Below are 13,388 nucleotides of genomic sequence, written 5' to 3'. Positions count from 1 at the left end.
CTAGGTGCTCAAGGGCTGGGTTCTGTATTGAACAGGACTCAGCCCTTTTAACTTCAACTTGATTCGGTCGTGGTTATAGTAATGAATGTAGTCCACGATGCCTTGCTCCAGTTGCTCAATACTAGTGAATTTTTCCTGGTAGAAAAACTCTGACTTCAACGTACCAAAGAAGCTTTCCATCGTTGCATTATCGTGGCAATTGCCCTTTCTTGACATACTTTGTACCAGTCCTTTTCCTGCCAATTGCTGCCGATACTTTGCCATTTGATACTGCCAACCCTGATCCGAATGCAGTAGTGGTTTTTCATCCGGGCTCAGCTTAACGATCGCTTTCTTTAGCATTTGACTGACCAGCGCAAATACTGGGCGGCGCGCCATTTCAAAAGCGATAATTTCTCCATTGTATAAATCCAAAACTGGCGACAGATAGAGCTTTTCTCCCTGTACGTTAAATTCAGTCACATCGGTTACCCATTTCTGATTCGGCTTATCTGCACTAAATTGTCGCTGCAATATATTTGGCGCGATTTTGCCGCATTCACCCTTGTATGAACGGTACTTTTTAGGCCGAACGCACGACTTCAAACCCAGCTCTTGCATTAAACGCTGCACCGTTTTGTGATTAAGCCATTCGCCCTTATTACGCAGCGCCAGCATGATGCGCCGGTAGCCGTAGCGCCCTTTATGCTCTGTAAACAGCGCTGTAAGCTGTGTTTTGACGTTTTGATACTTGTCGCTCACCGCCAAAGCCTGCTTCTGGTAATAGAAGGTGCTACGCGGCAACTCGGCTTGTTTCAACAAATCAGCCAAGGGAAACTGCGGCCTTAATTCAAGCACTATTTGTGCTGTTTCTGCTGTGCCGATTGGGCTTTGGCTTGAACTAAGGCATTGTACTTTTTTATGTAGGCCACCTCTAAACGGAGGCGTTTGACTTCTGCAATGAGTTCTTCACGGCTACGGGTTTCATCATCAATCGGCAGGGGAGCAGTGTTATTTTCGGCAACGGGCATGGGTGATTTCTTTCGACCTTTAGGCGCAGATTCAAGGGCAGCAATTCCGCCTGCGCAATACTGCGTGCTCCATTGGCTCAAACAAGTGGGGCTACGAATATCAAAATAAGCGGTAGTTTCCTGCTGGGAAAGATGATTGTCCCACATGTGCTGGAGCACGGAGAGTTTGAACACGGCATCGTAATGACTGTATTTGGGGGCTAAACCCGATTCACCATGCTGGCGAAACGACCTCACCCAGCGACGAAACATGGCCTGCTCGATGCCATATTGGTTAGTAATCGTTTTAATACCTTCTTCGCCCGTTAAATATTGCTGAACGACAGAAAGCTTGAATTGCGTTGTGTACTTGGACATAAAAACACCCCAAAAATATGGACGGGTGTCCAACTTTTGGGGTGCAGTTCAATAAAAGCCGGCTTTTTTTGGGCCGTACAGAGCTGCGTATCCTGTGTGAACCACCTACTTCCGGCATTTTTCCGGATGCATCCTGAATCCGCTTAAAACACACGTCCCTGCCTGATTAGCAAAGTTGAGAGCCCGACTATTTGCTTATAACTCCATATTTATTAAGTCTATTAAAGTGCCCGCTACTTTTTTGTGAAACCGCTACAAACATAGCATCAATGCACAATAAGCTAACCCATTGAATTTAAAAAATAGTTGTTAGAAAAACAATCCGCATTAACCATATGAGGCAGCCATTTTCATAAAAAACAATTAATTTCTTTCATGTCTGAAATGAATTCCCTGCACGCCATAAATAAGGAGGCAATGTTAAGATGAATTGATCAGGGCCTGTTAGCGTTTAATTCAGCATTGTACTGAGCCGGAAAAATACTCAGGCACAAGGTATACAAAGTGTAATTGGCCCCGATAACCAGGAAATAACCATTTCCCACCACAACCCCAAAGCTGCTAAGCAATGCAGCCATGAATAAAACGTCAACAGACCCTAGTACCCTGGATAAATAATAATGACGCCTTCTCCTATCAGCTTTGAATTTTTCCCGCCAAGAACACCGGAAGGTGCAGAAAAACTACGCACAACACGCCGGCAATTAGCGCAATTTAAACCCGAATTCTTTTCGGTGACCTTTGGTGCAGGTGGCACAACACAGGAAGGCACTCTTAATGCCGTACTGGATATCCAGTCCGAAGGCCATTTTGCGGCCCCGCACCTGTCCTGTGTAGGCTCGTCCAAAGAAAGCATTCGCAATATTGTGCAAAACTATAAAGACCACGGTATCCGCCATATTGTGGCTTTGCGTGGCGATATTCCTTCGGGGATGGGAGATTTTGGCGAATTTCGTTATGCCAATGAACTGGTCAGTTTTTTACGCCATGAATTTGGCGATTGGTTTCATATTGAAGTAGCAGCCTATCCCGAGTTTCACCCGCAGGCACAAAGTGCCGAGGCTGACATCCATAATTTTGTTAATAAAGTGCGCGCCGGTGCGGATTCGGCAATTACCCAGTACTTTTTTAATGCCGATGCTTATTTTCGCTTTGTAGACGAAGTCAATGCACGCGGCATAACAATTCCTATCGTACCGGGCATTATGCCCATCCAGAACTTTAGTCAATTGGCGCGCTTTTCAGATATGTGCGGTGCAGAAATTCCACGCTGGCTGCGGCTGCGGCTGCAAGCCTTTGGTGACGACACGGCATCGATCCGCGCCTTTGGCCTGGATTTTGTTACCGAGCTTTCCGACCGGGTATTAGCGGGCGGTGCACCGGGCCTGCATTTTTACACACTCAATGCAGCCGGAGCCGTTTCTACTGTCTGCCAGCGCTTAGGTCGCTAAAAGACCCGATCGCCTGCACCTGATTACCATGGTGCTTGGCACGATAAAGCGCTCTGTCCGCCATGCGCAAGAAGTCAGCAGCACTGACTTCTTCTGCTCCAGAATGAATAGCAAGGCCCTGGCTAATAGTCAGAACAGAGCCATCTTCCTGTAAAATTCCGAGTTTAATAACCGCCAGACGAATACGCTCGGCCAGTAATGTACCCATATGTAAATCTGTATTGGGCAGTAAAAGAACAAACCCATTGCCTTCAATCCGGGCAGCACAATCACCAGGACGCTCGGCGAACTTACCCAATACTGCTGCCACTTTTTGCAAAGCAATATCACCCTCGTGGTGACCAAAACTATCGTTATATTGTTTAAATGAATCCAAGCCCAAAATGATCAGTGATAAGGGCTGATTCTTGCGAGCCACATTAGCCATTTCCTTGGCAAGCAGCTCATCAAAAACACGCCGGTTGGCAATTCCGGTTAAGGCATCATGACGCGTCAAATGTGCCAATTGGGTATTAGCAAGCAGCAAAGCATGCTGGGTTTCCTGCAATGACAATTGCTGGCAATGATGCGCCAATACATTGGAGCACAGCCCGGCCACCATAGGGAGCAAGCGCATTTCCAGCGCGGAATACTGGCGGTCCTGATCCGATAAACCTGCAAATAAAACCCCCAAGCGCTCCGTATTAAAATCAAGAGACAAGCCCGCCAGCTTACTTAAATGCAGATCACGGCATAATACAGCCTCATCGCTTCCTTTCGATAATTCATCATCTGCATTCACCATAAAAGTAGTTTGCGAAATAAGATTTTTTTTACTCAATTCAAATAAATTGCGCTTAGCGAAATTAAAATCACTGCGTATTTTTTTATCATCTTTATCCCAGAAATAAAGAGCGCCTTTATGGTGACCATCTGCAAAATGCACCACCACCAAGGCATCCAGTCCCATCAGCTGGCCTGTTTCTTTTAAGGTTTGCTCTAAAGCATATTGGGTACCATCCGGGAACATACTTAAACAACGTGCAGTATCTCTGGATAACAGCTGCAAAAAGCCCGATAAATAAAAGGATTCATCGGCACGTTGCGCGACTTCGACTTCTAACTGATCACGATTTTTTGCCAGAGCATGAATTAATTGACCACGCTGCTGCTGCTGATGCAATAAATTATCTTGTAAATTAGCAAAGCCTTGCAGCAAATTATCCAGCTCATCCCGAACCGGGCTTTCAAATAAGGGAGAAGGAGGAGCCGTATCTAAATGGCCATGCTGCAAAATATGAGTATGAATGGTCAATGCATCCAAACGCCGCAATACCACTTTGCGCAAAAACAGTTGTAAAACAAATAAAAGCCCCATTACAAACAGCAGTTGTGCAAGAGCAAAAGGAAACACGCGATAAGCAACTTGCTTCCAGATTTCATAACGATCACTAATCAGTGTTAACCGTCCGACAGGAATACTGCTGCTCCTGTACATTAATTCAACCGAATATCTTAATTTCTTAGCAACCTCATCAGTCTCCCCCCTGATATAGCGGGCACCACTGGGTGTGGTGAGTACAATACCTGCCACGCTATTTACAGCCAGAAGATTATCAAGCTCTTCGGTCAGAGCAATCGGATCAATATCCCACAATGCAGCACTCAGCCTGGGGCGGTGCTCCTGAGCAAGGCCCACCAGCTGCTCGTGTAAATTATCGGCTACATCAAAATAACAAAGAACGGCATAGACCATCACAATAACAAGCATCAGCAAAAAACCAATGCGATATAAAATATTACTTAGCCGCTGTGCTATTGGCTGAAAATGCTTGCGTGCACTCATTGTAATAAAGACTCTAAAGAAAAATCATACTGCTTTATTTTGGGATTAAGCACTTTGCTATAGCGGGTAAAATTAATTTTTTGAACGCCCTCCGGGCTAAGCCGCTCAGCAAATAAACCCGCCTTCGATACGCTTACCAAACTCAATAAAGGCAATTGCATTTGCGTACCCTGCTGCCTGCCAAAATCCCGACCATGTGCATAATCATACAGCAGCACTATACTCCAGGCCCCCACCATAAAATGCCCTGCTGATAAAGCAGTCAAGCGGCCATTTTTAATCATTGAAATTGCATCATTGGAGTAATTAATAGCCGAGACAAATACCTCCTTACGCGGCCCCCTTCTTTGCTCCAAACTGGAGATCACCCCAAAAGCCATCAAATCATTAGCACACCAGACGGCGGCAACATCGGGGTAACGATCGTGCAATACATTCATCTGCTCCGCAGCAAGCCCCCTGCGCCAATTACCATAGACGATTTGCTTCAGCTCCACATTAGGAAACTCTTTCAACGCCCTTTGTAAACCCAATACACGATCTTGCGATGCTGGCGTCGATTTATCCCCTGCAATCGCCAATAACTGATAAAGACCGTTAGCGCCAGGTTTCTTTGTTTGCACCAGCCGGGTTAATAAAGCCTTAGCCGTTAAATAGCCCGCCTGCTGATTATCCGGAAAGACACTTCCCAGCCAATATTTGAAATGCGTTCGGGGAGCGCCGAATTGCTTAATCTGCTCCGGCGTTAAATCATTAAGTGTAAGTAATGTTGGAATTTGTGCTCGCTCGGCAATCGCCAATAAAGGAGGAGCCATTTGCCTTTCATTGACCACAATTAAATAATCTGGTTTTGGTCCCTGATCAAGCGTTTGCTGCAAAAGAGAAGGCATGCGCAAATGATCACGCTCGGCATAAACCACTCTCAGCTCCATACCCAGATTTTGAGCGGCCGCAGCCATAGACTGGCTGACATTGACCCAGAATGCTTCACTTTCTTTGCCCGGATTAATAAATAAAACCGAAATAGCCCAGGAAGATGAGCTACTTAATAACAAAATCAGGATAAAAAAATGACGAAGTAAATTCATGCATCACTCCTGCACAATAAAGGAGTGAGAATTCTTATTCTGCATTGATACAGCTTCCCTGGCGGCCCCACCGATGTGGTTTATTCTCAGCAATTATAACGTTTACACCCTAACCCCGCTATGTACCTGATCATTTAGACCTGCGACGAAACCATCCTGTCAGCGATAAGCGCTCGCGCCGGGCAGCTAAAACCTCATGCTCAAAGCGATCCGATAAAAACACTACCAGCTTGCCCCCTTCGGGCAAAACATCCAAATGCCTATGCTCATCCAGATACAGACGCAATTGTCCCCCATCCTGCTCTTCCCATTCTGAATTCAGGTATAAAACAACCGTGACCACACGACTGTCTTCCCCCCGGTGCTGATCTAAATGGCGGGCATAAAAACTGCCTGCCGGGTAAGCTGCAAAATGGCACTCGAGCTCATCCAGGCCCAGATATAGTGCAGCATTGAGTGATTGTTTTAATTCATTCAGCCTGTCTAATACCTGGGCGGCAACCGGATCACGGGCATCAATCCAGTAAATATGATCCCCCCGAATCTGCTCGACTACAAAATGACCTTCTTTTCGCCCGACTCCTGCCTGACAAAATAAATCACGGCGCTCTTGCATGGCAGAAGCCAAACCACGAACCTCTGTACTATCTAAAAACTGGGGCACAAGAACAAAGCCATGCTCCACCAGATCGTCAATAACTAAATCAATGTCCATTCGCGTCACTCGATGCTTCATCTTTTGTTGGAATAAAAAAGTCTGCAGGGCGTTTTAGAAAACGCCGCATCAGCTGTCCTAATAAAGGCCGGGTCTGGCCAAAAGACAATTTACGGGAACGCAATGCAACCCACAGCGCCAGGGTAAAGCTCATCACTAAATTGGTCATCCCGATCAGCATCACACCAAGCAATGAGATCACAGCAATATGCCAGTCCATTTGAAAATTTTGCGCAGCTAAAGCAAAAGAAAAATTAGCGGATGAAAAAGTAATATGCCGGATATCGATAGGCAAACCCAGCAGCGTACCAATTGTGCCTATTGAGCCGAGCATTATTCCAAAATAAAAATTACCGGCCAGAGCGCCTAAATTATGCTCTATATAATTGGCCACTCTTTGTGTTCTTGCAGCCCCCAGCCAGCGGTTTAACCAAGGCAAAACAGCGACTCGTTCGGGAATCTCGTTATAAATTGCCTTATTATCGTAATAACCTGAAATCAGGCCCGACATAAATAAGCACACACCAGCAATAGCCGCATGGAAAATAGCCAGGCTGGCAATCGGGCTTAAATCATGCAGTAAATAATCCGCCTTATCTGCACTAATAAAAGGCTCGCCCAGCTGCCACTTCCATGCCATGCCAATTAACAATGCAACCGGAATAGCCAGTAAAACATTGCCGGCAATTGCCACAAATTGTGTTCTAAATACTTTTACAATCAGCTCAACTAATTCGCCCAAACTATCTTTTTGCTTGGTTGAAGAATGAATTGATGCTGCAATTTTAGCGGCAGTCATCGCAGGCTGCTTGGTCGCTACAGTAAAATGCATCATATGGATAAACATAAAACCAAAAGCATAATTTAGGCTAAATGCAATCGCTTCCAGCAATAAGGGCAGGTGTGCTTTGGTAATCAGAATTTTTAGCATGGCCATAAAGCCGACAATAATCCCTGCTCCCGCAGCGGATTTAAACATGCCCACCCAATCCCGGCGTGTTTCAGCGATATAGTGCTCTCCGGTATGGCTGGCATGCTCTGTAACCTGCAAAGCCAGCAATTCCGTATTTTCTGCAAAAAGATCTTTCAAACTATATTTACGATTTTCTGCTATTACAAATGCGTGCAGGGTACGAAGCAAAGTTGCTGATTTTTCAGGTGATGAATCTGGATTAGCCAAGGTAAGTAACGTTTTTAAGCGATCAATATGCTGACGTAATCGAATCAGCAAATAAGTTAAACTAACCGACACTCCCCGCTTGGCTGCATTTTTACGTACTTTGGCAATCACCTCTTCACATTGAGCAAGCAATACACGAATCTGTAAATCATCTTCACTAGGCTTGCCCTCATGAATTAAATCTTGCCGATAGCGTTCAATCCAGGCGAGTGTTTCTACATTCTGCCGTACAAAAGGAGATTCAAAGCGTTCTATATCAGGATGATTTTTTACAATTTCAGGCTCGAGCCCAATTGCAGAAACCCGGCAGGATAAAACCTGAATCGCTTCGAGCATTTGTACTAAAGTGCGGTTAATACTTTCTTGGTCTGTTTCATCATGAAAATGCAGCGCCAAACCTAAATCCTGCCATGCCTCATGCGGCACATTGCCAAACCAGACATAATCATCTTTACAATTAAATGCTGCGCCAAATAAATCTTTTAATGATGACAAATTAACAGTTGGTGGCAGCAAACGATGCCCGATTCGCCGTACCAGCGCATCATAAAGGCTTTCATTCGAAAGAATACCGGTATCGGTATATAAATGAACCTGCTTTGTTGTTGATAACAAATGCAGTAAATGACGGCGTAAAGCCGTACGTAATTCAATCTGCTGTTCAAGTAAATAACATAGAGCCTGAATATTATTAACTGCCTGAGCGGTGTCTTCCGCTTTTACAGGACGCAGCACAGCAATCAGCTGGCACAATAGCTCAAAAGCTTGATCTACCGTAGCCGCCTGCATTGATTTCAGTATTTTTTCCATTCAGTACTCTTTATTCAATTCATTTCAGAGTGCTTAAAGCACTACATTCACCCCGGAATCAGGCGCGCATTCAAAGCATTATTTCGGGCAATATCCCCGGCTGAAATCTCACTTACAAAACGAGGTCTCATTCATAAAAGTTTTTGTCCGATACAGATTGGACGGGAATCGCCCCCTGTTGGCAAGCAGCCTTTTTCCCTTTTTTAGATTTGTAACGCAAATGTCTCACGGTTCCCAAACACGGGAACTCAAAACAGCAAGAGTAATTATCAGCAAAAACAGGACATTACTACTCATTAAATCATTTTAAGCTTGCATTTATGTACAATCTGTCAGCAAAGTCTTATATCGGAGCAAGCAATGCATTTGATTTATTTGGCACTAACGGCAGCTATTTTACTTGTAAATTTAGCTGCACTAGGTCGCTTGTTTAACCTCTACTTCGCCGATGCACAGCTTGCAAGGGCAGCCGGAACACTAACTCTGCTAACTGCCCTGTTTTTCATTGAACATTTTATCGGTTTAGGCCGTTTAAGCTGGGTTTGGCCACTTGGCACTCTAATCAGCGTGCCTTTGCTATTTAAGCATTGGAAAACGGGAGGCTGGCGATCCGAGCTGCCATTGTGGCTCCCCTTTGCTTATGTGTTTGCCTGGCGTTTTGTCTTTCCCGATATTGATGGGCAATCTGAGCATCTCACAGATTTAGCCTTTATATCGAATTACCTCGGCGGCACGCAGCTTCCCCCTCCTGATGTTTGGCTCCCCGCTTACCGTTTTGATATTTACTACGGTTTCTTGCATTATGCAACCGCCTTGATGGGCCGTGTACTGGCTCTGGATGCAGGGCGTGCCATGAATTTTGGCTTTTGTCTGACGATCGCTTTTAGTATCAGCCTGGCCTGGAGTGTAGTAAGCCATTTTTTGACTTCTCGCTGGAAAAAAAGCCTCGTCACCGCCGCGCTCTTAGTCGGCGGAACAGGCGTTGCCCCACTGTTACCTGTGCTCTATGGAGCAGCCAACAGCGATCAAACCGCGATTAGCCAGCTCTGGGCTAATACGCGCTTTGCAGGGCTTTACGATCAGCAGATCAATACAGTAGCAGGGCAAGCGCTTTTCCCAAAAATTGAGGGAGCAGTGCCACGCGAATTACCGCTAGAAACGCTTTCTTATTACATTTACCTCGGGGATTTACATCCGCCATTAGCAGGCTTTGCACTGCTCTTGTTTGCGCTGGCGCTGATGATCCGCCTAGAGAACAAAGAGGAGCCTAAAGCCAAACCCCTAGCCTTTGCCCTAGGTGCGAGTGTGCCACTACTGCTGGCGGTAAATGCTTGGAATCTGCCCTTGCAAGGCTTATTGGTCTTAGGGTGGTGCACCTATCGCCGAGCAGGCCAGCAAGCTTGCTATCTAAAATACTTGATCGCAGGTGCAGGCTGCGCCTTGGCCTTGCTCTACCCATTTATTAATAGCTACGCACCGAATGCCTTATCTGCGGGCTTTGCCCTTGTCACCACAGAAGACCATACACCATTGCATAAGGGTCTTGCCATTTGGTGGCCAGTATTACTGCTGGCCGCTTTAGCACTGGGCCAGGGACCTAAAAACAGACTGGCATTTTGGAGTGGAGCAGGTGTTTTACTGCTCCTTGCCTTGATGGAATTTATCTATATCGATGATCCACTCTCAGGCACCTATAACCGGTTTAACTCCACCTTAAAGTGGTGGTCCTGGCTTTATCCTGCAGCGCTTTTGCTGCTGGGATCCACCGCACTCAATAGCCCCAGGCGTTGGCAACAATATTTAGCCGCAGTACCGCTGATCGCAGTCTGTCTTTACGCTTTGCCACAAGCACAATACTGGCGCTATCACCCCAAAACCAGCATGGGCCAATTTGCTGGCGATGGCTGGTTAAAAAATGACACCGTTCACCGCGCTATTTTAAATCACCTTCGCTCGGCTGAAAAAGGCATCGTTTTAGAAGGATTAGACAGAGGCTCTTACGCACCGGCAAGCGCCTTTGCTCTGCATAGTGGTCAGATGGCCGCCTTAGGCTGGCCAGATCATGAGAGCCTGTGGCGGAACCAAACGCCTTTTATTCAAACTGAAGCGAACAAAATTCGGGCGTTTTATCATGCGTCTCTTCCCAACGCTGATACCTGGCTCAAAAGTCAGAATATTCGCTACATCGTCTGGAGCCGCTTCGATCAGGCACGCAGCCCCGAAGCTTTTACCGCGTTAAGTGCGCAATTAGAACCGCACTACACCTGGCGAGTGCTGGTCATAGAAAACGGCATTGAATTCGGCGTTTGGGAGCAACGCCGGTAAGTTTGCCACCCAGCCAGTGAGAGCTACTTAAACGCTCTCATTGCTACTGAAATACCCCTTTCGCTTGCTACCTAAGCCAGGGCGCAACCTTGCCGCCTTGCCGCCACAGCTCTTCCAAGCGCTCCCAGACTTGATCTTTCTGCTCATCGCTCATCGTTACCCAACTTGACACTTCAACTGCACTCCGGCCGCATCCCCTGCAAATATCATCACCTAATGCCGTTGAACAAACTGCAATGCACGGCGAATCTGGGCGCTCTTTTTTCAATATTTAATCTCCCTGTGGTGGAAAGTGCTCACTAATTCAAGGACAGCATTACTATCACTGATCTGTCATAAACAAGCGGCATGATTTACACATCGCTTCCACGAGCTACCAGTATGTCGAAGAATACGCTCAAGTTTCGTAGCATCTGGATCTCTGATCTGCATCTTGGAACATCAGGTTGCCAAACAGATTATTTGCTTGATTTTCTCAAGCATTGCGATGCAGATCACCTTTATTTAGTGGGTGATATTATCGATGGCTGGGCCTTAAAACGCTCCTGGTTTTGGCAGCAAAGCCACAATGATGTCATCCAAAAAATCCTCAGAAAAGCCCGCAAAGGCACCAAGGTAACTTATATCCCCGGCAACCATGATGAAGGCGCCAGGCAGTTTCTGGGACTGATGTTTGGTGAAATCATAATCAAAGATGAAGTGATCCACACCATGGCCAATGGTAAACGCTTTCTGGTACTACATGGGGATCGCTTTGATGGTGTTGTGCAATGCGCCAAGTGGCTGGCCATTGTCGGCGACCGGCTCTATACCATTACCTTGAAACTGAACCACTGGTTTAACCGAGCCCGCGCACGGCTTGGCCTGGGTTATTGGTCTTTATCACAATTCTTAAAACACAAGGTAAAGTCTGCCGTCAGCTTTGTATCCAACTTTGAAACAGCCGTCGCGGCCCAAGCTAAAGCCCTCGGCTTAGATGGCGTGATCTGCGGCCATATCCACAAAGCAGAAATGCGTGAAATTGATGGGGTGCTCTACTGTAATGACGGCGACTGGGTGGAAAGCCTGAGTGCTCTCGTCGAATTACAAAACGGAGAACTGCGCATCCTCAGCTGGCAAAAATTATTTAGCGAACAACAAGCTGAGCTCATCCATCTGTATGCCCCTCACTCACCACTTTTCGAAGGAATAACCACATGAATATCCTGATTGTGACCGATGCATGGGAACCTCAAGTCAACGGTGTGGTTCGCACCCTCAAGCAAACGCGCCAGGAACTAGAACAGCTTGGTCATACCATTGACGTGCTCTCTCCACTCGAATTCAACACCATTCCCTGCCCGACTTATCCAGAAATTCAACTATCCATATTTCCCGGCCGAAAGATTGCGCAGCGCATCAAAACATTCAACCCCGACGCCATCCATATCGCAACTGAAGGCCCCTTAGGGCTATCTGCCCGCCGCTATTGCCTGCACAATAAACTACCATTCACCACGGCCTATCACTCTCGTTTTCCAGAATATGTCCAACTGCGGGTTGGTATTCCTCTCTCATGGACTTACACCTGGCTGGCACGTTTTCACAATGCTGCTGAAGCCGTCATGGCCCCAACCCAGGTGGTAGTAAAAGATCTTGAAGCTCGCGGTTTTAAAAATGTAGTGATGTGGTCTCGCGGCGTAGATCTCAAAATATTCAGTCCGGGCGACAGAGGCCGCCTGCAAACACGCCACCCTATTTTTGTTTATGTGGGCCGCGTTGCGGTTGAAAAAAATATCGAAGCCTTTTTACAGCTCGATTTACCCGGCTCAAAATGGGTATGCGGCGATGGCCCGGCCGCAGGACAACTACGGGCTAAATATCCGGAGATCAACTGGCTGGGAGTCCTCAGCCAGACGGAGCTTGCCAAAGTCTATAACGCAGCTGATTCTTTTGTCTTTCCATCAAAAACAGATACTTTCGGCTTAGTACTACTTGAAGCCATGGCCTGCGGCTGCCCTGTTGCAGCCTATCCGGTCACCGGCCCCATTGACGTTATCGGCACAGATGGTCCTGGTGCACTTAATGCTGATTTGCAAAAAGCCTGCTTAGACTCTTTAAAATTAAGCCGTGAAGAAGTGCGCAAGCATGCAGAAAAATTCTCATGGGCCGCAGCCAGCCAGCAGTTTCTGGCTCACCTGCACCCATTTACACCCACAGCCCAAAACGAGCTGGCACTTAGCCTTGCAAACACGGCTGAATAAGCCACTGATGGCATAACAGGCGTAGGTTTTGTAGCTTGGATAATCGCGTAACCCAGCATGCAAACCACTGGTGGTTGCTCGCTACGCGATAGCCACTTTTCTTCCACACAAAGCAAAACCCCCGCCTCTTTCGAGTACGGGGTCTTGTTTACATCACGTGCGAATCTTTGATTCGCTCAGTAAGGGTGTCTGGCAATGACCTACTTTCACACAGGTAATCTGCACTATCATCGGCGCTAAGGTGTTTCACTGTCCTGTTCGGGATGGGAAGGAGTGGGACCACCTCGCTATGGTCGCCAGACTTTAACGGGGTAACTCGTTGTGTGTATTGCTCCACAACGCGTTCAGTTCAATAGAAGAAGTAATGTCTTACATTTCAAATCT

General features: G+C 46.7%; 10 protein-coding genes and 1 rRNA gene. 4 read left to right on the top strand and 7 right to left on the bottom strand.

All coding sequences use genetic code 11. The features are described 5' to 3' along the window. A protein-coding gene (locus EJO50_RS15480; RefSeq protein WP_125972954.1) for an IS3 family transposase occupies window positions 1–1,367 on the bottom strand; the annotation gives its coding sequence in 2 pieces (ribosomal slippage) (window positions 1–846 and window positions 849–1,367; 1,365 coding nt in all). Between the two features lie 620 nt (window positions 1,368–1,987). Between EJO50_RS15480 and metF the strand changes: the two genes are divergently transcribed. Further along, window positions 1,988–2,818: a methylenetetrahydrofolate reductase [NAD(P)H] gene (gene metF, locus EJO50_RS15475; RefSeq protein ID WP_125975663.1), complete on the top strand. Its 831-nt coding sequence runs from the start codon at window positions 1,988–1,990 to the stop codon at window positions 2,816–2,818. On the opposite strand, the gene EJO50_RS15470 is transcribed toward metF, so the two are convergent. From EJO50_RS15470 to EJO50_RS15455, 4 genes are all read right to left on the bottom strand, one after another. After that, window positions 2,790–4,643, bottom strand: coding sequence for a GGDEF domain-containing protein (locus EJO50_RS15470; protein ID WP_125975661.1), 1,854 nt, complete (start codon window positions 4,641–4,643; stop codon window positions 2,790–2,792). The two genes, metF and EJO50_RS15470, sit on opposite strands and share 29 nt — an antisense overlap. Continuing rightward, entirely contained in the window at window positions 4,640–5,731 is a 1,092-nt protein-coding gene (locus tag EJO50_RS15465) for an ABC transporter substrate-binding protein (protein WP_125975659.1), read from the bottom strand. The genes EJO50_RS15470 and EJO50_RS15465 overlap by 4 nt, the downstream gene beginning before the upstream one ends. 130 nt (window positions 5,732–5,861) lie before the next feature. After that, window positions 5,862–6,446, bottom strand: coding sequence for a 2OG-Fe(II) oxygenase (locus EJO50_RS15460; protein ID WP_125975657.1), 585 nt, complete (start codon window positions 6,444–6,446; stop codon window positions 5,862–5,864). Then, window positions 6,436–8,436 carry a site-specific recombinase gene (locus tag EJO50_RS15455; protein WP_125975655.1) on the bottom strand — a complete coding sequence of 667 codons (2,001 nt, stop codon included), beginning with the start codon at window positions 8,434–8,436 and terminating at the stop codon, window positions 6,436–6,438. Before EJO50_RS15455 ends, EJO50_RS15460 begins: the two co-directional genes overlap by 11 nt. A gap of 360 nt (window positions 8,437–8,796) precedes the next feature. Here EJO50_RS15455 and EJO50_RS15450 point away from each other — a divergent pair, with 360 nt between their 5' ends. Then, the gene (locus tag EJO50_RS15450; protein WP_125975653.1) at window positions 8,797–10,761 is read left to right on the top strand and encodes a DUF2298 domain-containing protein; all 1,965 of its coding nucleotides are present in this window, start codon (window positions 8,797–8,799) and stop codon (window positions 10,759–10,761) included. Between the two features lie 67 nt (window positions 10,762–10,828). Here EJO50_RS15450 and EJO50_RS17795 read toward each other — a convergent pair whose 3' ends face one another. Further along, window positions 10,829–11,029 carry a DUF1289 domain-containing protein gene (locus EJO50_RS17795; protein ID WP_233702118.1) on the bottom strand — a complete coding sequence of 67 codons (201 nt, stop codon included), beginning with the start codon at window positions 11,027–11,029 and terminating at the stop codon, window positions 10,829–10,831. A gap of 113 nt (window positions 11,030–11,142) precedes the next feature. On the opposite strand from EJO50_RS17795, the gene EJO50_RS15440 reads away from it, so the two are divergent. Further along, the gene (locus tag EJO50_RS15440; protein ID WP_125975651.1) at window positions 11,143–11,961 is read left to right on the top strand and encodes a UDP-2,3-diacylglucosamine diphosphatase; all 819 of its coding nucleotides are present in this window, start codon (window positions 11,143–11,145) and stop codon (window positions 11,959–11,961) included. Continuing rightward, window positions 11,958–13,004, top strand: a complete 1,047-nt coding sequence (locus EJO50_RS15435; RefSeq protein WP_125975649.1) for a glycosyltransferase family 4 protein — start codon at window positions 11,958–11,960, stop codon at window positions 13,002–13,004. Before EJO50_RS15440 ends, EJO50_RS15435 begins: the two co-directional genes overlap by 4 nt. 187 nt (window positions 13,005–13,191) lie before the next feature. Here EJO50_RS15435 and rrf read toward each other — a convergent pair. Continuing rightward, window positions 13,192–13,305 (bottom strand): 5S ribosomal RNA (rrf, locus tag EJO50_RS15430). Window positions 13,306–13,388 lie beyond the last annotated feature (83 nt).

The organism is Iodobacter ciconiae (assembly GCF_003952345.1).
Taxonomy (GTDB): Bacteria; Pseudomonadota; Gammaproteobacteria; order Burkholderiales; family Chitinibacteraceae; genus Iodobacter; species Iodobacter ciconiae.
The sequence above is the reverse complement of the archived record's forward strand: the minus strand, read 5'-3'. Positions and strand labels throughout refer to the sequence as shown.